At 41.7% G+C, this 22,077-nt stretch carries 21 protein-coding genes; 19 read left to right on the top strand and 2 right to left on the bottom strand.

What is annotated here, in order from left to right; translation table 11 throughout:
* Window positions 1-9: 9 nt before the first annotated feature.
* Entirely contained in the window at window positions 10-1,317 is a 1,308-nt protein-coding gene (locus tag HUE98_RS02910; RefSeq protein ID WP_241422390.1) for a Spo0B domain-containing protein, read from the bottom strand.
* 471 nt (window positions 1,318-1,788) lie between these two features.
* Between HUE98_RS02910 and HUE98_RS02915 the strand changes: the two genes are divergently transcribed.
* The 17 genes from HUE98_RS02915 to HUE98_RS02990 all read left to right on the top strand — a co-directional run bounded on the left by HUE98_RS02915 (window position 1,789) and on the right by HUE98_RS02990 (window position 19,044).
* Window positions 1,789-3,570: a tetratricopeptide repeat protein gene (locus tag HUE98_RS02915; protein ID WP_241422391.1), complete on the top strand. Its 1,782-nt coding sequence runs from the start codon at window positions 1,789-1,791 to the stop codon at window positions 3,568-3,570.
* Window positions 3,571-3,894: 324 nt separating this feature from the next.
* Window positions 3,895-4,302 (top strand): hypothetical protein, encoded by a 408-nt coding sequence (locus tag HUE98_RS02920; RefSeq protein WP_241422392.1) that lies wholly within the window; start codon window positions 3,895-3,897, stop codon window positions 4,300-4,302.
* 40 nt (window positions 4,303-4,342) lie between these two features.
* Window positions 4,343-6,319 carry a serine/threonine-protein kinase gene (locus tag HUE98_RS02925; protein WP_241422393.1) on the top strand — a complete coding sequence of 659 codons (1,977 nt, stop codon included), beginning with the start codon at window positions 4,343-4,345 and terminating at the stop codon, window positions 6,317-6,319.
* A 263-nt stretch (window positions 6,320-6,582) separates the two neighbouring features.
* Window positions 6,583-7,245 (top strand): FHA domain-containing protein, encoded by a 663-nt coding sequence (locus HUE98_RS02930; protein ID WP_241422394.1) that lies wholly within the window; start codon window positions 6,583-6,585, stop codon window positions 7,243-7,245.
* A 7-nt stretch (window positions 7,246-7,252) separates the two neighbouring features.
* The gene (locus HUE98_RS02935; RefSeq protein ID WP_241422395.1) at window positions 7,253-8,128 is read left to right on the top strand and encodes a PP2C family protein-serine/threonine phosphatase; all 876 of its coding nucleotides are present in this window, start codon (window positions 7,253-7,255) and stop codon (window positions 8,126-8,128) included.
* On the top strand, window positions 8,125-9,459 hold the full coding sequence (locus tag HUE98_RS02940; protein ID WP_241422396.1) for a TolB-like translocation protein: 1,335 nt from the start codon (window positions 8,125-8,127) through the stop codon (window positions 9,457-9,459). Before HUE98_RS02935 ends, HUE98_RS02940 begins: the two co-directional genes overlap by 4 nt.
* A 33-nt stretch (window positions 9,460-9,492) precedes the next feature.
* Window positions 9,493-9,975: a zinc ribbon domain-containing protein gene (locus tag HUE98_RS02945; protein ID WP_241422397.1), complete on the top strand. Its 483-nt coding sequence runs from the start codon at window positions 9,493-9,495 to the stop codon at window positions 9,973-9,975.
* An 18-nt stretch (window positions 9,976-9,993) separates the two neighbouring features.
* Window positions 9,994-10,212: a zinc ribbon domain-containing protein gene (locus HUE98_RS02950; protein WP_241422398.1), complete on the top strand. Its 219-nt coding sequence runs from the start codon at window positions 9,994-9,996 to the stop codon at window positions 10,210-10,212.
* A gap of 352 nt (window positions 10,213-10,564) precedes the next feature.
* Window positions 10,565-11,581, top strand: coding sequence for an SPFH domain-containing protein (locus tag HUE98_RS02955; protein ID WP_241422399.1), 1,017 nt, complete (start codon window positions 10,565-10,567; stop codon window positions 11,579-11,581).
* 26 nt (window positions 11,582-11,607) lie between these two features.
* Window positions 11,608-11,772, top strand: coding sequence for an Arc family DNA-binding protein (locus HUE98_RS02960; protein ID WP_241422400.1), 165 nt, complete (start codon window positions 11,608-11,610; stop codon window positions 11,770-11,772).
* A 118-nt stretch (window positions 11,773-11,890) separates the two neighbouring features.
* Window positions 11,891-12,604: a 4Fe-4S double cluster binding domain-containing protein gene (locus HUE98_RS02965; RefSeq protein ID WP_241422401.1), complete on the top strand. Its 714-nt coding sequence runs from the start codon at window positions 11,891-11,893 to the stop codon at window positions 12,602-12,604.
* Window positions 12,605-12,981: 377 nt separating this feature from the next.
* Window positions 12,982-13,050 (top strand): S26 family signal peptidase, encoded by a 69-nt coding sequence (locus HUE98_RS17910; protein ID WP_407080293.1) that lies wholly within the window; start codon window positions 12,982-12,984, stop codon window positions 13,048-13,050.
* Window positions 13,051-13,153: 103 nt separating this feature from the next.
* Window positions 13,154-13,819, top strand: coding sequence for a formylglycine-generating enzyme family protein (locus tag HUE98_RS02970; RefSeq protein ID WP_318036536.1), 666 nt, complete (start codon window positions 13,154-13,156; stop codon window positions 13,817-13,819).
* Between the two features lie 107 nt (window positions 13,820-13,926).
* Window positions 13,927-14,652, top strand: a complete 726-nt coding sequence (locus HUE98_RS02975; protein ID WP_241422403.1) for a polysaccharide deacetylase family protein — start codon at window positions 13,927-13,929, stop codon at window positions 14,650-14,652.
* Window positions 14,653-14,991: 339 nt separating this feature from the next.
* Window positions 14,992-16,698: a potassium channel family protein gene (locus tag HUE98_RS02980; RefSeq protein WP_241422404.1), complete on the top strand. Its 1,707-nt coding sequence runs from the start codon at window positions 14,992-14,994 to the stop codon at window positions 16,696-16,698.
* Window positions 16,699-16,943: 245 nt separating this feature from the next.
* Window positions 16,944-17,732 carry a MerR family transcriptional regulator gene (locus HUE98_RS02985; RefSeq protein ID WP_241422405.1) on the top strand — a complete coding sequence of 263 codons (789 nt, stop codon included), beginning with the start codon at window positions 16,944-16,946 and terminating at the stop codon, window positions 17,730-17,732.
* A gap of 121 nt (window positions 17,733-17,853) precedes the next feature.
* Window positions 17,854-19,044 carry a M28 family peptidase gene (locus HUE98_RS02990; protein WP_241422406.1) on the top strand — a complete coding sequence of 397 codons (1,191 nt, stop codon included), beginning with the start codon at window positions 17,854-17,856 and terminating at the stop codon, window positions 19,042-19,044.
* Between the two features lie 207 nt (window positions 19,045-19,251).
* Here HUE98_RS02990 and HUE98_RS02995 read toward each other — a convergent pair whose 3' ends face one another.
* A complete protein-coding gene (locus tag HUE98_RS02995) occupies window positions 19,252-19,491 on the bottom strand; it encodes a MarR family winged helix-turn-helix transcriptional regulator (protein WP_241422407.1) in 240 nt (79 codons plus the stop codon).
* A gap of 333 nt (window positions 19,492-19,824) precedes the next feature.
* Between HUE98_RS02995 and HUE98_RS03000 the strand changes: the two genes are divergently transcribed.
* Entirely contained in the window at window positions 19,825-20,238 is a 414-nt protein-coding gene (locus HUE98_RS03000) for a 4Fe-4S binding protein (protein ID WP_318036537.1), read from the top strand.
* Window positions 20,238-21,989, top strand: coding sequence for an aldehyde ferredoxin oxidoreductase N-terminal domain-containing protein (locus HUE98_RS03005; protein ID WP_241422409.1), 1,752 nt, complete (start codon window positions 20,238-20,240; stop codon window positions 21,987-21,989). The genes HUE98_RS03000 and HUE98_RS03005 overlap by 1 nt, the downstream gene beginning before the upstream one ends.
* The last annotated feature ends 88 nt before the right edge of the window (window positions 21,990-22,077 follow it).

Below are 22,077 nucleotides of genomic sequence, written 5' to 3' on the forward strand. Positions count from 1 at the left end.
TAAAAACAATTAAGGTTTTTTTAAAATAAGGGATATGGTAAGTTTAAAATTATCTGCATCGTTATATTCAATCCTTCCACCTACCTTTTTAGCGATAAGCTGTAATTCTTGAATTTTATTTCTGAAGTAGTTATCACTACAGGTATATAAAAAGGATTTAGAATTTTCATCTTCCATGGATTCAGGGAGACCCCCTGGACTACTTATAGAAATATGAAGGTGAAGATGTTTATCCTCGATAATCAGTTGAATCCATCGCTTATCCTCCTGGTAATCACTTAATTTATCCATTACATCATTCAACAAGATCCCTAATATACGGGCAATATCAAAAGCCATCGTTGAAAGGATAGAAAGATCAGCGTTATTATGAATTTTCACTAGTATTCCTTTTGTTTCGGCCCGGGTAATTACACTGTTCAGCATAGCGGAAATTACGGGCTCGTTTATAGCTGCCAGGGTGTTATAAAAAGACACGCTTTTAGTTACCTGGGACAAATATTGTTTTAGTCCCTCTTTGTCTTTGCTGTGAACAAGAGAGTTTATGATCTGTATGCTGTTTAGGAAATCATGTCGTTGGCTGCGAACGGAATTGATTAATCCTGTAATATTTTCTGAGATAGCCTCCTGGCTTTGAGCCATGACTCGTTTCTCAGTAAGGCTGATGAATTTAAAAAAGAAATAAATAATCAAACCAAATAATGCTAAAGTAAACAAAGGGGTTGTGTAAGAAGGTTCGTAAAAGCCTATTTCTTCAAAAATATGGGAAAAAATACCCAAAGATAAAAAAAACTGCAGTAAGATGGCTAACAGCAGATAATAAAAAGTAGATGTTTTTAAAAGATTTACTTTTACAAATATTGAATAAATTGAGTTTCCCAGAGGTCGTACTACATATGCTATTGGTATTGTAATCAAAAATGATGGGAAAAAAGCTTTTAATAAATTAGATAGATCCATTACTGTTTCAGATAAGGGTGCTTTGTAACAGTATACAGCAATCAGAAAACCACCTGCAGTAGAAAGAAATGTAATAACATAATAAACGAAAGCCAGCAGTAAAGTTCGAAGCCAGGTTATTTTAAACAAAATTTTTAAAATAATTATAACAAAAATTATATCTATTGCCATTTTTAATGAATTTATTTTAACAAAGTTAAAGCTAAATAAAGTTACTAATGCAAATAAAAAACTTGCGCAAACCACCTTCTTCCATAACTTTACTACATCTTCTTGAAATAAAACCAAAGTTGCTATAAGTGGGAAAATAGCCTGGGGAAGAGAAATAACGAAAAAACGAATAACTTCAAGGTGCATCTGTTTCCTCCGTATAGGGATAGATAATTTATATTTAGAAATAACAATAATAATTTTAACGCAAAGTTTTATTGGTTCATTTGCATTTTAATGGTAATACTTATCCTTCGTTACAAAATTGAATAATTCCTTCTTATGATTGTTTTAATAAAAAAAAATCGTAACAGAGGCATATAATACAATAATTTAGATATATTTGAAAACCTGTCAACAATATTAATTTCTTAAACTGTAATAATAAGCGGTAAACTGGTGATTATGAGTATCGTCTGCTGTTAGATATATATAGAATGCTAAGATGTAAGTTGGGTGTGTTGAATTTATTTTGAATAAGGGGGTATGTTTTTTACTTTAATCATAATAATCGTTATTATAAGCGCTTAAATCGTGATTATAGACGATAATACTATCAAATAATTGAATTAATGCTATTATTGTAATGATTAGATGTATTTTAAACTGGAGGTATTTATGGTGTCACAAAACAACCAATATTGCCCCTCATGCGGCGGCAAACTGGAACCAGGAGATAAGTTCTGCGCAGGCTGCGGATTTTCTGTTCAAAATTATCCAACAAAAGAGGGCCCGGTTCAGCCTGTGGCCCAAACCAAAAGTAATAAAACAAAGCCGGTGTTCATACTTATTGCGGCTCTAATCATCATTCCCCTGGTACTTTTGGCCTCCAGAAACTCGGTAACTACCGGCACGAAAAAAGCCATGGAGGATAAGCTGGCCCTGGCGGAGAAGTATCTGCTGGACCAGGAATATGAACAGGCCATTTTAGCCTACCGGGAAGTCATAGACATTGCTCCTAAAGAAGAACGGGCCTATACCGGTCTGGGAAAGGTCTATACAGTCCAAGAAGATTATGAGTCTGCGGAAGAAGTCTTAATCGAAGGGATTCAAATTGTAGATCAAAAGATTCCCCTGCGCCGGGACCTGGCAGATATCTATGTGACTCAGGAAAAATATGAAGAGGCGGAAAAAGAATACCTGAAAATTCTTGAAGAAGATGAAAACGAACAGTCAGCCTACCGGGGCCTGGCCGGGGTTTACAAGCGTTGTCATGAAGTAGGGAAAGCCATAGAAGTTTTGGAGCAGGCCATAAGCAAGAACCCGGAATTTCCGGAGAACTATAGCCTGTTGGCGGAAGCGTATGTGGTAAATGACATGGCTGAAAAAGCCCTGGAGATGGTAAAGAAAGCCCTGAAACTGGATATTAATCACTATAATGTTTTCTATGTCCTGGACAGTATTTATTCTCAGAGCTTCGATGAACTACAGGTGGAAGCTTACGGGATGTTAGAAGGAGAACCCGACAGCCTTACAGGATTAATGTTTCAGTTCTACAGTCTATTTAAACTGGAGCAGTATAATGAAATAATTTATATGTATGAAAACCTTTATGAGAGAACTGAAAGTATGAAAGTCCTGTCTCTCGCGGCCTTAGCTTATCAACGGGAAGAAGAGATAAACAGTGCAAAAGAACTCATCAGCCTTTTGGATATTGATGCGTTAGATGAGACCAATATACTTTTAGATTTAGTCCACTACTTTAAAGATAAAGGGGATCATGTAAAAGCTGTTGAACTGGCAGCGCGGGCTCTATCCATAGATAAACTTGTCTATGAAAGTTACCTGCTTTTATATGAGCTCACAGGAGATGAACTATATTTAGACAGGTTGAGAGAACTGGGAGTGGAGCCGGAGGAAATTGAGGAGGACATACCTCAAAGCACGGAACCTTTAAATCAAAATGACAATACAGCCTATGGAATACAGTTACTGGACGATGAAGATGAGATTATTGCTGTACTGGGGGCTCCCCTGCAGCGTAATCTTAACTACGACGAAGGGTTTGAGGAATATCATTTACAGCTAGTTTATCCCTTGGGGGAACTATGGTTTTTAAATTTTGATGGCAGGTATCACTGTTATCACATTTCTATTCACAGCCCGGGAGCAAATGGGCCGCGAAATATCCATGTGGGGGATTTTTATGAAACAGTCCTTCGTAGGTTTTTAGATGAAGGATATCCTGTAAATAATAATGAACGAATTTTGTATTCTAGTGAATATGTAGATACTGGTGTAGGTTATGGTATTCATGGTTATGTTAGTTATGATGACAGAGGAGAACCGGAATTCATATCCTATGGACCACATTCAGGCGGAATGGGTTCGATAGGTCTACACATAACCATACAAGACGGTAAAGTAATAAAAATTGGTTTAGGGATTCAACTCATGTAATGTTTCTACAGTTGATTGCTGTTTTTAATTAGAGGCCGACCGAAAAAACACAATGTTTTTATTTTTTCAGCCCCTTATTATTGCCAGCCTTATTGTCATAGTTTTTTCTCACAGCATGTCAATATTTTACTATAGTGATTATAGCTTGGATGAGCTTCATGTAACCGTGGATGTGGTTCTGTGTTTGCCATTTCCTCGGACAATGTAAGGGATTTAATCGGGCAGCCTTTTTAGAGCATACCAGGCAGGCGGCTTTCAAAGAAAAAAGAAAATTAATCTGTCAGATTATAAAGATTGAAATAAGGTTTTCATGGGGGAGTTATATTGAGTTACCTATGGCTTTATTCCGGGGGTTTACGATATATCTTACTGGGTGTGGTGTTTTTAGGAGCCAGCTGTCTGGCTGTCGCATGTATCTTGATCATGGCCGCAAAAAGGCGGCAGGTGGAAGAACAGAATTTTGTAGAAAAAATGCAGAAACTTAGTGCTGGAAAAAGCAAAAATATTCAAGATCGGAAAAAGGAACCCTTGGAAGAAGAAACGGAATTATTGATTATAGAAAAAGCCGAGGAACATTATATAGAAACCGAGTTGTTAAATGACAGTGAAGAGCCAGAATTGTTAATTGATCAGGATAAAACAGAATTTCTGGAGGAAGAGACTGAATTATTGAATGATCAGGATGAAACAGAATATTTTTCAGATAATACAGAAGTATTGGATAGGAGTTAAGATTTATCGTGTTTATTAAGAGACCGGGAAGGGATTCTTAATGGTACGGCCAAATGAGATATTAGACGAAAAATATAGGATTATTAAGACATTGGGCCAGGGGGGCATGAGCAGTGTGTACCTGGCACAAAACATTAAGTTAGGGAACTACTGGGCCATCAAAGAGATCAATACAGCAGGGGCTTCGAAACTAAATCTGTTGGCAGAGCCCGAAATTTTAAAAAAGCTAAATCATCGCTGCCTGCCTCGGATTGTAGATATTATTAAGATCAACTCATTTTTGTATATCATAGAAGATTACATTGAAGGGGAGTCCTTGAAAGATCTCCTGGAGAGGCAGGGAAAGTGTCATGAACAGGAGGTAGTAAAGTGGGCGAAACAGCTTTGTGAAATATTGGTATACTTACATAATTTAAAACCTCCTATAATATACCTGGACATGAAACCCGGCAATATTATTATTGATGAAAATGGAGATGTAAAACTAATTGATTTTGGTATTGCGAAAGAACATGTTGAGGGTCAGGGCAGTGAATATGGTGTGGGGACCAGGGGGTATGCTGCACCAGAACAGTACACGCCGGGCAGGACAGACGCAAGGGCGGATATCTATGGTTTAGGGGCTACCCTGTTTCACGCGGCCACCGGTATAAATCCCAGGGAATTTCTCGATGATCTGACCTCTGTGCGGAACTTTCCAGGGTTATCAGAAGGGGCTGCCACCATCATAGAAAAATGCGTTCAAAGGGACCCGGCAGCCCGCTACCCTTCCGCAGGGGAATTGCTGCAGAATTTAAATAACATTCACACGTTAAACAAGGAATATAGATTTTCCAAAATTAAAAAAATAGTTTTGGCTGCGGCGGTTTTCTTAGTAATAACCGCTTCCTTGGGGTACTACCTGGTGGGCCTGGCGTATGAAAAGAGGGTTGAGGAGAGTATTGCCCGGTATAATTATTATATAGAGGAAGGGAAAACTTTTTATGCCCGGGAGGATTATGCCCGGGCATTGGAGCAATTTGAAGAAGCCCTGGGACATTTTGATGGGGAAGAGGCTCATTTAAATTTGGCCAGAGTTCTGCTGCGGTTAAATCGTGAGGAAAACATGGTTGACTACCTCTTGGATATAATGAACCAGGGAATTTTAACGAAGAATGGCGAAGTAAAATATCTTTTGGGTACTGCTTACTTCAATCTTGCGGATTATCGAAAATCAATCTGGTATTTTAACCAGGCTGTTACCCAATATGATCCTGGGCCGGAGAGCGACCATGCCTATCGGGACCTGGCGGTCAGCTATGGCAAAGTGGGTGAGTTTGGAAATGCGGAGAAAGTCCTGGAGGAAATTTTCAGCCGGAGAAACGAACAGGTTCATATTATTCATTATGTCAGGGGCGAGCTGGCCCTGGCTCAGCAGGACTATGATAAAGCCCAAAATGAATTTAAATTATCAGTACAGCTGGATCCTTCTAATACCAGGTATCTTCTCAGTTTAGCCAGGCTGTATCATCTCTTGAGCAGTCAGGGTATCAGCAGCACTGAAAAACAGCATTACTGTAAAAATGCTATAGAACTTTTAATGAAAGCGGAGCAGTTAGATTCCAATAATATTACCATCCTGAATGACCTGGGGAGAATTTGTTATGATGCGGGGCTGTTTTTTGAGACTCTGGACCCCATCATAAGTGAGCAGATGTTCAGGGACGCGCTGGTGGCCTTTAACAAAATAAAAAATTTGGGTATTGAAGATTCGGCTCTTCTGGTCAACATTGGCATCTTATATGATAAGTTAGGCCAGCTGCCGGATGCCCGCCAGGCTTTTGTACGGGCGCTGGAGTTGGATGATAACAGTTCTAGAGCAAACCTGGTTTACGGCCTTTTTGAATTAAAGAACGGAAACTATGAGAACTCCTATAAGTACTTGAACAAAACGGTACAGCTAAATCAAAATCCGGGAGAAGTAGAAACTGCTAGAAATAAAATTAATGAACTGAAAGCAAAGGGTTGGATTTATTAATCAATGAATTGATAACATCCATACTGTTCTTCAGCAGGCATGATATGTTAGGGAGCATAGAAAAAAAAGAAGAAAGATAGTGAATAAAAAAATAGGAAGAAAAAGAGGGTCGTTTATTACCAGAGGCAAATACTGCTGTTCATTCCAAAAAACATGCAGGTTGTCAAAAAATATTGAAATGGTTATATTAAATCGGTATTATGAGGTAAAAGACGAGGCGAGGGGAGCAATCAATTAGACAGGGGGTGAAAGCGAAGCCTATTATGAATTCTCAAAAAAATAAATTACTGTTATATTCCGTTGTTCTGGTATTGTTTGTGGCTTCATGGGTGTTTTATCTCAGGAATCAGACTACACAGAATCTATTTTTAGGTTTGGCTTTAACCGTAACTCTGGTTCTCAGTATAGTGTATATGGCGGTAAATTGGGAAAAGGAAAAAGAAGTAAATAAGCTGCCGGTGCAGAAGAAAGATGTGGAACCTAAAGTATTGGAAAAAATCCTTCCGGAAAAACAGCCGGTTCTACATCAAGAAGAGTGGGAGGATGACTTTACTGGGGATAAAACAGAACTTTTTTTTAATACTGAGGATACAGAAATTTTATTTGAAGACAGTATCCATTCTCAGGCAAGGGCTTTTCTGGAAGTGAACAGGAACAAGGAAATTGAAAAGATTGAAATCACCGGAGACCGCTTTGTGATCGGCCGAAATTTATCTGCGGTCAATTATTTAGATGAGACCAAAGGAATATCCCGTATTCATCTGGAGATTATTTATAACCCCGAAGGATTTCAGGCAAGAGACCTGGGATCAAAGAATGGGAGCTTTTTAAACGGTCAAAAACTGGTGCCCAACGAACTTTATGTTTTGACGGATCAAGATGTGTTGAGGCTGGCAAAAACAGAATATACTTTTAAAACGGGGTAAGTAACAGGTGCGTTTACATTACAGTGGTTGGGATTACGGTTTGGCTACTCACGTAGGAAATATAAAAAAAATAAATGAAGACCGGTCATTTCTTAGGATCGCTGCCGGGCCGGAAAAAAAGAGTTTCGTTATTGCCATGATTGCCGATGGTATGGGTGGATATAATTCCGGGGAAGCAGCCAGCAGTATCGCGGTAGAATATGTAAAAAAATGGTGGGATGACCGGATTCCGGCTTTAATAAAAACAGAAGATTTTTTAAAAGAAGTAAACAAAGGCCTGACCGAGGTATTTCGTCAGGTTAACAAAAAGCTGCTGGAATTAAAACAAAAACAGCAGTTAAATACGGGTACGACCCTTTCGGTATTATTTCTTTATGGGAGTTCATACTTAGCGGTTCATGTGGGGGACAGCAGGATATACCGGGGTTACCCGGCTTCTGGTGATATTACTGACTTCTGTATTGAGCAGCTGACAGAAGACCAATCCTGGGTGGCTTCCCAGATGAAAAAAGGGCTGTTATCCAAGGAAGAGGCCCGGGTACACCCCAAAAGGAATATACTGCTGCAGTGCCTGGGGATTACTCCGGAATTAAACATTTTTCATAAGACGGGGCGTTTTGGTGAGGAAGACCTGTTTCTCCTCTCAAGCGATGGGTTTTTTTCCATGTTTTCAGATAATAATATTATGTTTTTTTTAACTCAATTGACTGTCAATAATTATTCCTTACAAAAAATAAGCGAATTTCTGGTGAAGGAAGCTGTAAATGCTGGCGCCAGGGATAATATTACGGTAATGACCATCCGGTGGAGGAAAAATAAGTTCTTCCGTGGCAAGGAGTATTTTCGTTTTTTCCGATCAATTTTTCAGGAGAAAAAGATATGAACATCAGCAGAAAGTTGAAGTGCTGTCTTTTGTTACTGGTCATCATTAGCTTTTTTTCTCTTATATCTATTGCCTACGGTACAGCTATTATTTGCAGAGACCATTACCTGGTGATGATAGAGAATGATGGTTTTCTGCTGGGTATCGTTCAGCCTGGGAGGAACAAATTAAACCCCATCTTTTTCAGTGAGGAAAAAGTAGAAGCATTATATTATTCGGGGGACCGGAGCATAAATTTATTGGTTTCCCGGGGAAATAAGCACGGTGTAAAGCAGTACGATTTACTGAAGAGAGATTTAAGGGAAAGCCGTTACATGGCTGCCAACCCCAGGACAGCGTTATTTAACAGGTTTAACAAAAAGATTATCGTAGGCCAAAGGGAAATTTATCACCTGAACAGTGACGAAATGGATTACAGGCAGGTTTCTCTCCCGGGGGAAGTTGTAGATATTTCTCCCAACGGCAGTTTTTTGGTATGTAAAAAAAGAGGGGAAGCCGGTGAAATCCTGCAGCTAATTGAGGCAGAAACCGGACAGGTATTGGGAGAAGCTCCCCAGGAAAACCGGTTGATTCAGGCGGGGTTAGATGAAGAGAAGCAGCATATTACAGCCGTTTTTTTACATGATAATTTTACAGCCGTAACCGTAATCATCTATGATTTTAACATTCAGAAGAAACAAGAAATCAATGTTTTTCTGGAGGGACATTTTTCTTGTTCCATGTATGACCCGGAAACAGCGCAGCTGGTGATTGGTTTTTTTGAAGAAAGCGGGCTGGGATATATGCAGGTAAGTGTTCTGGATGCTTTAACAGAAAGGATAGAAAAAATGAAAGACATAGATGGGGTGGCCATGATTCCTTCCTCCCCCTATCTGGTTTATCAACAGCAGGGGGAGCTGTATATCTATGATTTGCAGACAAAAGCTGTTTTTGAGACAGGAATTTCTGGAGAAAATCTCGTGATAACTGTATCCCCAAACAATCAGACAATGGCGGTGGCTGCCCGGGAAAACAATCAGGTGACCCTATGGATTTACGATTTGTCACACATGTTTCTACGGGATTTTGATGAAACAGGGGGAGAAATAACGCAGCTGGTCTGGGACCGGGAAGGGGAAAACTTTTTTTATGTCCTGCAGAAGGATGGGATTTATACTGCCTATAAAGCAGGGATTCAGGGAAGTTCAGCCCGGAAGCAGATTTTTCAAGAGAGTAAAGAGTTCAAGATATTTTGGCTGGACCAGGCTGGGGATATAAATAATATCAGGCAATTTAACCGGGGTAATCTTCTTCAAACAGATCCCACAGGAGGCCCCAAAGTAAGTTATTAACCAGTAAGGTTAAAAAAATAGGGAGGTTTTAAAATGGCTGATTTACAGAGTGTGGTAGGAAGTGGATTAAACAAGGTTCAGGAGGGCCTGGAAACCGGCAAGAAAAAAATAGAGACAGCCAAAGAGATAAACCAGATGAAGAAAGACCTGCAGCAGCTGCAGGCAGAGAAGGCTCTCCAGCTTACACGGATTGGTCAGCGGATCCATTATATGTATCGCAGAAAAGAATTTAAGGATGAAGAAGTGCAAGAAATTGCTGAAAATATGAAGGCAGTAGATAAAAAAATTTGGAATTTACATAAGCAAATTGCTGAGTTTGAGAGAGAGGTGGATTCTCTAGCCTGTGCCAGTTGTGGAGCTAATGTAAGCATGGAGGATAAGTTTTGTGCAGGTTGTGGCATCCCAGTGGAAAAACCTAAACTGGAAGTAACTGTGGGAAATTGCAGCTGCTGTGGTACTCCGGTAAACGAGAGTTACAAATATTGTACTGCGTGTGGACAGCTGCTGTCAGAGTAAAAGGGGTGAAATTATAGGATGTACTGTAATCATTGTGGTCAGGACAATGCCGTAGAAAATGTTTACTGCTGTTCATGCGGTATATTGAGTTTAAAGAAAACCGCTAGTATTCGGTTAGCTTTCGAAGAAAGAAGTTTCTGTGGAGCATGTGGTTTCCAATTAGAGTGGGGAAGCAATTACTGTCCTGGTTGTGGGGGAGAACTTTCTAAATTTAAGTTACTAACCAGTCAAGCCTGAGGGTCTTTTGAGGGACGGCAGCGCGTTTTCTATAATAAACATCAAAGGTAATAATGGGCATCGGACAGCTAGATTATTAAAAATAAAAAGCCAGGCTCTTTATCTCTTTTTTTTAGGGTATAAGACCCCCACCTCTAAGCGTTAGCGTAGGTGGGGCTTTTAATCAGGTGAAGTAGAGTCTCCACCTGATTCTCCGATTTTAAAGCTTGCTGAAACCAGTTCACTGGTTGGAATCCAGGGTGAGCAGGCAAGAACTGCTTACATATTATTGACATTTATAAGGATTTGCTATATTATATAAATATGATATTATATTAATATCATAACAATTACATAAAGGAGATGAGGTAAAATGGCCGAAACTGAAAAAATAATCCAGGAACAAACGCATGACCAGGAAATTGAACCAAGAGCAGTAAAAGGTATGCCGGTTTTGCTGGGAAACATAATTATGATGATTTTAGCAGTGATTGTTTTTATTTGGGGCATCAGGCTAACGGGGGAAGGGGACTCTGTTTTGGGAGTGGCATTAATTATTGCAGGAACTATTTATTTTTCGATTGTTGGACCAATTATTTTTATTGGCCTGAAGGTTCTTAAACCAAAAGAAGCGCTGGTATTAACACTATTTGGTAAATATTTCGGTACTCTAAAAGGGGAGGGTTTTTTCTTTGTCAATCCCTTTGTCATGTCGGCCAGTCCAGCTGTTTCAACTACCTCCTCCGGCGTATTATCCGGGGAAAAAGAAATGCAGGCGGCAAGTAATATTGTTTCAATAAACAAGAAAATTTCGCTCAAAGCTATGACCTTAAATAATGAAAAGCAAAAAATCAACGATCAGCTGGGTAATCCAATTATTATCGGTATTGTTGTAATCTGGCGGGTTGTCAATACGGTAAAAGCTGTTTTCAATGTAGATAACTACAAGGAATTCTTATCTATTCAGTGTGACTCCGCACTCCGCAATATTGTGAGAGAATTTCCTTATGACACACCTGGTGAGGAAAATGAAATGTCCCTGCGGGGCAGCAGCCAGGAAGTGGCAGAAAAGATAAAAGTTGAACTTCAGGATAAAGTAGAGATTGCCGGCCTGGAAATATTAGAGGCAAGGATTACCCATTTGGCCTACGCTCCTGAAATTGCAGCCGCCATGCTGCAGAGGCAGCAGGCTTCAGCTATCATTGATGCCAGGCAGATGATTGTGGAGGGCGCTGTAGGGATGGTAGAGATGGCGCTGGATAAGCTGAATCAAAACGATGTTGTCCAGTTGGATGAAGAGAGGAAAGCGGCAATGGTCAGTAACCTGCTGGTTGTCCTGTGCGGAAACCGGGATGCCCAGCCGGTTGTTAACAGCGGCTCACTGTATTAATTAAATTAAAAGGGATTGTAAACCGAATGGCGGATAAAGAAAAAAACAAAAAACAGCTGTTACTGCGGTTATCACCGTCCCTTTGGCAGGAGCTGGCGGCCTGGGCGAAAGATGATTTCCGCTCTATCAATGGACAGATTGAGTATTTATTGACCGAATGTGTAAAGCAGAGGAGAAAAAAGGGCAGTTAGTCTGCCTTTTTTTATTTCATGCAGTAAATATTTGGTAAATCAAATACTAATTCCTGGTTAAATAATTTAATCGAGTAAGACAAAACTCTAATTTCTTAAGCTTTTTTGGGTAGAAAGGATGATTAAAGTGGATTTAACCGAGCAAATAAAAGAATTGGCACTTCAAAACGGTGTTACTTATTTTGGCGTTGCGGATTTATCAAAAGCGAAACAAGCCATTCTTAGTCAAGGTGGTTCGGAGATTGCGAGTTTTCCCTATTCTATTTCTTTAGGTATTTCGTTAATTAATCATATTGTTGATCAACTACCAAGAAGATCTGAACGATCTGCAGCACTTAACTATAGGCACCATGCTTTTGATGTTATTAATCAACGGTTAGATATGGTTGCATCAATAGTAAGTAGTTTCATACAACAACAGGGGTATACTGTACTTCCTGTTCCAGCATCAAAACGAATTGATGACGAACGAATTTGTGCCTCTTTTTCCCATAAGATGGGAGCAAGTCTATCAGGACTGGGGTGGATAGGTAAGAGTTGCTTATTAATTACGCCTGATAGTGGACCTCGAGTAAGGTGGGTATCAATTTTGACGGATGCTTCAATTGAACCAACTGGACAACTCATGGAAGAGCAATGTGGCGATTGTTCGGCTTGCGTAGATGTATGTCCAATGAAAGCATTTACTGGTAAACCTTTTCACAAAGAAGAGCCTCGAGAAGAAAGATATGACGCTAGAAAGTGTAAAAAATATTTTGAAAAAATGAAGGAAAAAAGCCAGATAGAAGTTTGTGGAATGTGTTTATATGTTTGCCCATATGGGAGGAAATAGGAAAACAGGTATTTAAAAAGACTTGCTAATTTAGGTTAAATCTTAGCCAGGCTTCGAATGGAGGCAGTGCCTGGATCTGTTCCAGCTCTCCCTTAATAAATAAATTTTTAATTTGGCGGGTAATTTGAACCTGATTATGATGGTATAGTGATGATTGACAGTAGAGTTGAAAGAGAAAGGATCTTTAAAGACGAAATTGTTAATGCCCCAATTATTAACAAAATATCGGGCGTTGACCGCGATTATATTTGGATTAAACCAGTTGTCGGTCTGTCAGGTGACATATTAGAATTTAGATAGGGCAGAGTATTTCGAAATGGTCTATTGTTGGTGGAGGACTATATTTAAGGAAGAAATTATTTGTATTGACGAAGTAATTGCAGTTCCTTAAAAACCATATTTTTGTCATGGGGGATAACAGGAATGCCAGCAGGGACAGCAGGTAGGTAGGCCCAATCCCTCTTGAAAATTTTCAGAGTAAAGTATGTATTAATAATTGAGGAGGCAGTAGAGTTGTCCAATGAAATAAAGAATTATATTGATAATGGAATGATAAAAATTCATGGAGGAGAAATACAACTAAGAGATGATAGAACAAAAAAAGAATGGACAGTTGAAATAAAACCATTTTTTCTTTCAAAGTATCCCGTGACTAAGGAATTATTTTTAGCTATTACAAAAGAATCATCCCTTCCGTTGGATGGAAACCAGAAGCCAATGGTAAATGTTTCATGGAATGATGTAATTAATTTTTGTAATTTACTTTCTCAGAAAGCAGGATTGAAAAAATGTTATTCTAAAGATTATACTGGTAAAGATATTATCTGTGACTGGGAAGCAGAAGGTTATCGTCTTCCTTTAGAAGCAGAGTGGCAGTATGCTTGTAAAGCAGGAACAACAGGGTATAGATATGGAGAGCTGGATATGATTGCATGGTTTAAAGATAATTCAGGAGGCAAACTCCAAGAAGTAGGCAGAAAGGAACCAAATGCATGGGGCCTGTATGATATGTTAGGGAATGTTTGGGAATGGTGTTGGGATATATATGATAAAGAAGTGTATGGTTCCTATCGAATTTTTCGTGGCGGTGGCTGGGCAGAGAAGGCCAGAGGTTGTGGGGCAACATGCCGACGCCGCAGCCATCCATCATTTTGCATTGATGATCTTGGATTCCGACTTGCTAAATCTGCTCCCTCAATAACAGGTGGTTATTAAGTCAGCGTTATCCATGTATCAAAAGCCCTAAGGGTTTTTATCGAAGCAGCAGAAAGAAAAGGACAGGCCTGTTTTAGTGGCAGGCCAAAAAATTAAAGGGGGAAGCCATGAAAAAAAATATAATAATATTAGTAACTCTGTTTGCTATTGTATTTGTTATATCTTTTGCGGGATTACAAATAAGCAGCTCCAGGTCTTTTCAGTTTTTTGGCGGTTTAATAGAGCAGGTTGATACACAGGAAAAAGTAGTGGCATTAACGTTTGATGATGGGCCTACGGAGAAAACCGGTGAAATTTTAGAACTCCTGGAGGGCTTGGAGGTCGAAGCAACATTTTTTGTTACCGGCAGGGAATTAGAGCAGTATAAAGAGGAAGGGAAAAATATCGTATTAGCCGGTCATGAGTTGGGAAACCATTCTTATTCGCATAAACGAATGGTATTAAAATCGCCCTCATTTATACGAAAAGAAATTGAATTAACAAATCAGTTGATTAGAGAAGCAGGGTATCAAGGGGATATTCACTTCAGGCCTCCTAATGGGAAAAAGCTAATTCTGTTACCCTATATTTTAAGACAAAATGATATGAAAACCATAATGTGGGATATAGAGCCGGATTCATATCCAGAGATTGCCTCCAGTTCACAAAAAATTATTGATCATGTTGTTGAAAATGTTAAGCCCGGATCAATAGTTCTTTTACATATCATGTATGAAAGTAGAATGGAATCGTTGAACGCCATTGAAGAAATTGTTGATACGTTGAGGGCAGAGGGATATACGTTTAAAACGGTATCTGAGCTGTTAGAATACCAGGGAAAAAATAACGTCTAATTTGTTAAGGGAGGACCAGCCTGCAATTACTGGTTATTTCCTTTTAGTCTAGCCACCTGTCCTCGCTAAAATTTTCATACAATACTGCAGCCTCCAGCGGTTTTCTTCGTTGAACAACAATAATTGGCTGTAGCTGCTCATTGCAAGCGGTTGGTGCTGCACGTGCAGCATATAAATTCGGTCAAGATCATCTTTGTAGGGTATAGGTCAATGCTTATTATCTATCTAAATATAGCTTTATCCGGTAAATGAAAAATTTTTGTAATGATGCACTTGTGATATAATATTTACAGCAGAATTTTCCTGCAATCATTATATCTTACGGAAAAGGCCAAAACTATGAAATCATTAAAAGATCTATTTTTTCCCCAGAAGCAGATGGAACACTTTGACGGGACAGAGGCCCAATATTTTCGAGTAGCGGACTATACGAAGCGTCTGCTGTATCGAATCCTGTTCCTGGCAGTGCTGTGGATTCTTATACTTATTCCCGTAGTAAAAAAATTTATGCTCATTTTTGAAGGTAGGGAAATAACCGCCGGCCAGGCAGCGATTTTTATATTTCAAACCATTACCACCACCGGATACGGGGAACTGCTTCCCTTCCATTCATTTCCCATGGTGATGATATCAATACTCTTAATGATATCCGGGGTCTTTCTAATTTTCATGACTGCGGGAACCTTGATGGCCTCCCTCATTGAAAGCCGCATCACTCCCCGGGCTCCAACTTTTACGAATCAGGCGGGCCACGTGGTGTTCACTTCTTATAACGAAACTGTAGCCCGCACTATTACCCTGCTTGAGAGCTGCCATATCCCTTATGTGGTGGCTGCCAGGGAACAAATTGAGGCTGTGGAACTGATGCGGAGGGGAATTCAAAGTATCTGTGCCGATCCCAGGTATAATGAAGGTTTGAAAAAACTGAATATAGAAAACGCCCGACTCGTTGTGGCCGTAAATGAAGATACAGAAAATATCAATATCACTTTAGGTATTTCCAACATAAGCGATACTCTCATCCTGGCGGTGATGGAAAACGAAAACAGGGCTGAGCTGGCTTATGCTGCAGGGGCTCATTACGTGGTTCCCCTGGAAGAAGAGCTGGGTAGGCAGCTGGTGGATTGGATTTGTGCCGATGCCAGCCCCACAAGCTTCCTTGAACTGCTAAATGTGGAAGTGCCCTCTGAGATTGTGGCTCAGTTAAAACCAAGTATCATCCATGTGGGAGCCGACAGTGAATTCAGCGGAAAGACAATAGGTGACGCTAAATTGCGCACGGAAACCGGGGCCACCATAGCTGCAATCTGGGAGGAGGACGGCACTATATCCCCCCCTTCGCCATCAAGCCTGCTTAATGAATCTACTCTTTTGGTATTGGGGCCACATGATAATGTTGACCGGCTGGCTTCCCTTATGGGCGGCCCCGGACCCGGAGAGCATGTTGTTGTAATTGGTGGGGGAAAAGTAGGGCAGGAAGCAGGAAAAAGATTAAATGATACCGGCATTGAGCCCCATGTAATAGACATTAAGAGGCGCCCCCTTTATTTTCGGGGTAAACTGGTAGTGGGGGACGCAACAAAACCTCATGTCCTGCAGGAGGTCAACATAGACAAAGCCAATACTCTCATTGTTACCATTAATGACGACAGCCTCAACATATTTTCCGTTCTGGCCGCCAGGCAGATAAACCCCCATATCAATATTATGGCCCGGGCTATCCACGTGGATGCCATCGAACGCCAGCGCCAGGCAGGCAGCAATCATGTCCTTTCGGAATCAATGCTTGGCTTTCAGCTTCTGCAGATTGCCATGGTAAAGATGGGTGTACTGCCAAAGCTTTCAAACTACGTGGTTCGGGAAGTAACCTGGAAAGGTGAACCGGTAACTATTCAGGAACTGGCAATAAAAAATTCGGAGAATTTTAAGATAATATGCATTGTGGAAAACAATAAAGCTATGGAACCTTCGTTAAATTATTCATTGCAGAAGGGTTCGCGCCTGGTGATTTTAGGTTCACCGGAACATATAGATCATTTATTCTAAAATGATTGAAGGGCATAACTCAAACGGACCTTCCTCCCAAGAAGAATGAAAGATCGGAACAGTAGCTACTTAGCCTGAGGAGTAGAAGCAGTGCTGAAATATTTTGGCCTGAAACCCAGCAAAGAATATTTAAAGCATTTACTGGCTGCAAGGGATATGTTATCGGAAGAAGATTATCAAAAATTACAATCGTGTAAAACCATAGACTAATGTTTAAAAACAGCGCAGAGGATATGCTGGAAATCATGAAAAATAAGAAGAAACAAGGTTTTGAAAAAGGAGATACCTTTACAACCTCTCAGGTTGCGGCTGAATGTGAAATTCATCCCAATACGGTCAGGCAGTACGAGGAGCTGGGTTTTATTCCGCCGGTGCCCAGGGCAAAAAACGGCTATCGGGTTTTCAGCAGGCTTCATCTCGAGCATGTTCGCATGGTAAAAATAGCATTTTGCAGTACCTGGCTGGGGGGTGCTATCCGTAAAAAAGCACTATCGGTGCTGCAGCTATCTGCTGCCGGCAGTTTTGACCAGGCAGTAGAGAGGGCACTGGAACACCTGACTCTGGTGCAGAAGGAGAGAGAAAAGGCGGAAATTGCTGCTGAAATTTTAGAAGCCTGGGCTGTAAATAATTATGAACGTATAGAGCTGCCAGGGCAGTATTTGAAGACCAATAAAGCAGCGGAACTGCTGGACATCACATTAGATGCGCTTCGAAGTTGGGAACGCAACGGGTTGATAAATATTCCCCGGGACCCTGAAAACGGATACCGTATATATGGTAGGGATGAGCTTCACAGGTTGTATGTAATTCGCGCGCTGCGCAAGGCAAGGTTCAGCCTGATGTCCATTCATCATATGTTCAGGCAGTATGACCGGGGAGTAAGAAAGGGGCTAACCGGGATTTTGGACCAGCTTCCTCCGGAGGAGGAGGACATCGTATATAATACCAACCGGTGGCTTACTAAAATTAAAAAAATAGAACAGGCTGCCGGGGAATTGATTGAGTGCCTGGAACGAATCATTAATTATCACTAATTATAAACCTGGGCACAACAGGATGACCTCCCCCTTGAGTTAAAAACCCTCCATTAGCGCACCAGGGTTTGTATTTGATGTAATATTAAAGTGCAAATCAGCTAAAGGGAGGGTATTAAAAATGTACATGAATCATGATAAGTATGTTGAGTACTGTGTAAATCGGCTTTCGGTGGAAATTGGAGCCCGGCCGGCCGGGTCACAGGCCAACAGGAGGGCGGCAGACTTTATAGGCGGGGAAATGAAGCAGGCGGGATACCAGGTGGTTGAGCAGAAGTACCCCTGCCCTGATTGGCAGGCTGTTTCCGGAGAGCTGACGGTGGCGGGGAAAAAGGTCCCGTTAGTTATAAACACCTTTTCTCCCTCCTGTGATATGGAAGCAGAACTGGTTCCAGTCACTTCGGTGGAGGAACTTCAAAACCTTGATTTAACCGGCAGGATCGCTGTGATTCACGGAGAGATTACGGCCACCAGCTTTATGCCTAAAAACTTCGATAGACGTTTATACATGGATGAAAATAAGGATCGGTTTATAGAGCTTTTGGAAAAAGGCAGGCCCGCTGCCGTAATAACCGTATCCCACTATGATATTCCGCTGCCGGTAATTGAAGACAGCGAATTGGATATTCCTTCGGTGACAGTATACAGGGATGAAGGGAAATTTGTAGTTGAAAGTGCAGGGGAAAAGGCCAGACTGAAAATTGTTACCCGGAGGAGAGCCGGTACCGGTTCCAATGTGATTGGCCGGTGGGGGCAGGGGGGAAAAAAGATCCTGTTATGTGCTCATTATGATACAAAACCTGGGACACCGGGGGCAATGGATAACGCGTCAGGGGTTGCGGCTTTACTGCTGCTGGCATGGCAGCTGAGAAAGTTGAAAACCAAAGCGGCAGTGGAGCTGGTTGCCTTTGGGGGTGAAGACAGCTGGTTTCCCGGAGATGCTTTATATATCCAAGAATTTCCTCCGGATGACCTTGCCGCAGCCATTAATATTGACGGCGTCGGTGCAGTGAATGCCAGCACTACCATGGCTATTTTTGGATGTTCCGATGAACTGACAGCCCGGATCAGCCAAACCGCTAAAGCATATGGGGATTTTGTTCAGGGACCGTTTTATGAAAGTGACCACGGGTTTTTCTGGCCGCTGAGGATTCCTACCTTAGCTTTCACCTCCATGTGTATGGAACTCTTGGGTAGGGTTACCCACACAGAAAATGATACCATTGACCTGCTGGATACCCGCAAAATTGAACAAACGGCAGGCCTGGTACTGGAAATTGTGCACATGTTGACCAGCAGTGCGGATAATTGAAAAGCAGGGTAGATACTCTCTACCCCTTGTGGATATATTATCTCAAATTAATTCCAAAAGAGAATGGATAACTATCATAGCCTGGCATGAACACTGGGGAGCATCTGTTCAGGGGAATTGAAATTTCTGAATCTTATTCCCATAAATGTTTTTCGTACCATCCCAGCTTATTAACTATCTTAAAAGCAACAAAACCAAATGACAGTCCTAATATTGAACCCAAGCCTCAATTAATATTTCAAGACTTTCCATAACCTGTGCCCTTTTGTTTTCCGGGATGCTTTCAAAGATGCCTTTTAGATATGAATCAAAGATTGTATTGATACTGGCAAAAGCGCCCTCTCCTTCCTCAGTTAACCTTATCTTTACATACCTTCTATTATCGGGATCAATTAGCCTTTCGACTAAACTGCGGTTTACGAGACTGTATTTTTCCAAACATCCCATGTTTTTACCTAAAACTCCTATTAAGTCTCTTAAAACAAAAACTAGACAATTTGCTGCAAAGGGATTACGGTATGTATGTAGAAATACAATGTAATTAGAAAATAATACATTAATTAGTCACTTGTAATCAGTGAAGAGTGGGGAGTAAAAATAGTTTCTACATTTTTTAACAAATAATTTAAAAGACTTCGACGTCCAATAGGTATGCAAAAAGGATTGCCAGAAGGACTACAGGAAAAGCTACAGGTAGAGGTTTAAGAAGATTATTTAAGTAACCATGGCTTAGTAAATTGTATGTTAACCCGGGAAAGGAGAATTGATTTGGCAAAAATAATGAGGGCTGCAGAGATGGAAAAATGTATAGGATGTTACTGCTGTATGCTGGCCTGTGCCAGACAGGTACACAGCTCTCTTTCTTTAGATCGTTCCGGTATTCACATTCGCACCCTGGGAGGCTTGACTGCGGGATTCCAGGCGGTGGTCTGCCTGGCCTGCCTGCCGGCACCCTGTGCAGAAGCCTGTCCCACCGGTGCTTTCCGTCAGAGAAAGGGAGGAGTCCGGTACAGCAGGGAAGCCTGTATTTATTGCGGCTCCTGTAAGGAGGCCTGCCCTGTGGAGGCCATAATCATGGACCGGGAAACCGGAGAACCCGTGGTTTGTTATCACTGCGGACGCTGTGTCCCTTTTTGTCCTCACAGCTGTCTGATTATGACGGAGGATAAAAAGACCAAAGGAGATGTGGTATAGTGTTTTCTCATGGCTATGTTAGAATAATGGAGGTAAACCTTGACAAGGGAAAAGGGAGGGTTATCAAACGGGAGGACCTGGTAAACTGCCTGGGGGGAAGCGGCCTGGCGGCAGCACTGTACCAGGAGTACGGCCTTCCGGAAGAATCACCCTTTCATCCGGACCAACCCCTGATTTTTGCCATAGGGCCCCTAAATGGACTTTTCCCCCTGATGAGCAAGGTAGTGCTGGGATTTAAATCCCCCTACAACGGGCATTATGCCGAAACCCATGCCGGGGGGCGCATGGGTACAATAATGCGTTTTGCGGATATTGATGCCCTGGTTATCCGGGGGAAGGCCCAAAGGCCTTCTTACCTGGTTGCGGGTTCCCGGGAAATGAACGTAAAGGACGCCCGTCACCTTTGGGGACTGGACACTACCTTAACAGCCCGCCTGATCCGGCAGAAGGAAGCCAGGGGCCATGGGAAACGCAGCATTTTGAGGATTGGTGTTTCCGGGGAAAACCTGGTTAAAATTGCCGGTATTAACGTGGACACCTTTCGCCATTTTGGGAGGCTGGGGGCCGGTGCCCTCATGGGTTCAAAATTCCTTAAAGCCATAATGCTTATTGGGGACTCCTCTTTTGATCTGGATTTTGGCCCTTCCTATAAAAAGCTTTACAAGAAACTGTTCCAGGAGCTGGTGGGGTCAGATATGATGACGAAATACCACGGTCTTGGGACAACGGGAAACGTTCTTCTCTTAGAGAAGATGAAATCCCTGCCGGTGAAAAACCTGCAGTCCACGACCTTCCCTGAAGCAGAAGGAATTTCCGGAGAATACTTTGCCGACAAACTGCTCCTGAGGCAGATTGCCTGTATCGGCTGCCCCATTGGCTGTATACATATCGGCCTGCTGCGGGAAAAGTTTGGGGAGGAGCATGAATACTGCTACCGTCAGGTTTCCTATGACCATGAACCGGTTTTTGCAATGGGGAGCATGCTGGGAATTTCCCGGGCGGAAGAAGTCATCACCCTGCTGGACCAGGTGGAGAAATTCGGGTTGGACGTGATTAGCGCCGGAGTGGCCCTGGCCTGGGCAACGGAAGCCCTGGAGAAGGGATTAATTTCAAAGGAAGAGACTCTGGCTCCCTTTAAGTTCGGCAGCAGCAAAGAATATTTGGAGGGAATACAGTACCTGTCCGAAGGAACTAATGAATTCTACCGGCTGTTGGGGGATGGGGTTTCTGCTGCTGCATCTAATTACGGAGGTGAGGATTTTGCCTGCGTGTTAGGTCAGGAAATGGCCGGTTATGCCACGGGGCCAATTTTCTTCGTATCCCAGGCCATGGGTTTTCGCCTTTCACACCTGGACACGGCGGGATACCAGCTTGACCAGATGCGCGAGGAATTTACTCCTCAAAGGGTTGTGGAACTTTTAGAGAAGGAAGAAAGGCAGAGAGTGCTGTTAACCTCCATGGTAGCCTGCCTGTTCGCCCGAAAACTTTATACACCGGAGGTTCTGCAGGAGGCCCTGGAGGCAGTTGGCCTCAAAAACCAGGGGAAGAGCCTGGAAGAATTAGGTGAGGAAATCCGCCGATTACGCTGGAGGGTTAAGTTCTCTACGGGATTCACACCGGAAGAAACGGTAATTCCCAGGCGTTTTACTGAAATAGAAAACTTTAAGGGCGTTCCCTCCGGGGAATATATGAAGGATCTAATTAAAGTGTATTCCCGTTCTATCAATAACCTTCGAGATAAGAAAAAATAGTGTGCTTAAAAAAACCACAATAATCTCATTCTGACTCACTATAATTATACAAATCGCTGTGTGGCAGGGAAAATAAGTGGGAGACTAT

This window comes from Candidatus Contubernalis alkalaceticus (genome assembly GCF_022558445.1).
GTDB lineage: Bacteria > Bacillota > Dethiobacteria > SKNC01 > SKNC01 > Contubernalis > Contubernalis alkaliaceticus.

Excerpts from the sequence above, each read along its gene's own strand:
- HUE98_RS02910 (WP_241422390.1), bottom strand. The coding sequence starts at position 1,317 with ATGCACCTTGAAGTTATTCGTTTTTTCGTTATTTCTCTTCCCCAGGCT.
- HUE98_RS02915 (WP_241422391.1), top strand. The coding sequence starts at position 1,789 with ATGGTGTCACAAAACAACCAATATTGCCCCTCATGCGGCGGCAAACTG.
- HUE98_RS02925 (WP_241422393.1), top strand. The coding sequence starts at position 4,343 with ATGGTACGGCCAAATGAGATATTAGACGAAAAATATAGGATTATTAAG.
- HUE98_RS02930 (WP_241422394.1), top strand. The coding sequence starts at position 6,583 with ATGAATTCTCAAAAAAATAAATTACTGTTATATTCCGTTGTTCTGGTA.
- HUE98_RS02940 (WP_241422396.1), top strand. The coding sequence starts at position 8,125 with ATGAACATCAGCAGAAAGTTGAAGTGCTGTCTTTTGTTACTGGTCATC.
- HUE98_RS02945 (WP_241422397.1), top strand. The coding sequence starts at position 9,493 with ATGGCTGATTTACAGAGTGTGGTAGGAAGTGGATTAAACAAGGTTCAG.
- HUE98_RS02950 (WP_241422398.1), top strand. The coding sequence starts at position 9,994 with ATGTACTGTAATCATTGTGGTCAGGACAATGCCGTAGAAAATGTTTAC.
- HUE98_RS02955 (WP_241422399.1), top strand. The coding sequence starts at position 10,565 with ATGGCCGAAACTGAAAAAATAATCCAGGAACAAACGCATGACCAGGAA.
- HUE98_RS02960 (WP_241422400.1), top strand. The coding sequence starts at position 11,608 with ATGGCGGATAAAGAAAAAAACAAAAAACAGCTGTTACTGCGGTTATCA.
- HUE98_RS02965 (WP_241422401.1), top strand. The coding sequence starts at position 11,891 with ATGATTAAAGTGGATTTAACCGAGCAAATAAAAGAATTGGCACTTCAA.
- HUE98_RS02970 (WP_318036536.1), top strand. The coding sequence starts at position 13,154 with ATGATAAAAATTCATGGAGGAGAAATACAACTAAGAGATGATAGAACA.
- HUE98_RS02975 (WP_241422403.1), top strand. The coding sequence starts at position 13,927 with ATGAAAAAAAATATAATAATATTAGTAACTCTGTTTGCTATTGTATTT.
- HUE98_RS02980 (WP_241422404.1), top strand. The coding sequence starts at position 14,992 with ATGAAATCATTAAAAGATCTATTTTTTCCCCAGAAGCAGATGGAACAC.
- HUE98_RS02985 (WP_241422405.1), top strand. The coding sequence starts at position 16,944 with ATGAAAAATAAGAAGAAACAAGGTTTTGAAAAAGGAGATACCTTTACA.
- HUE98_RS02990 (WP_241422406.1), top strand. The coding sequence starts at position 17,854 with ATGTACATGAATCATGATAAGTATGTTGAGTACTGTGTAAATCGGCTT.
- HUE98_RS02995 (WP_241422407.1), bottom strand. The coding sequence starts at position 19,491 with ATGGGATGTTTGGAAAAATACAGTCTCGTAAACCGCAGTTTAGTCGAA.
- HUE98_RS03000 (WP_318036537.1), top strand. The coding sequence starts at position 19,825 with ATGAGGGCTGCAGAGATGGAAAAATGTATAGGATGTTACTGCTGTATG.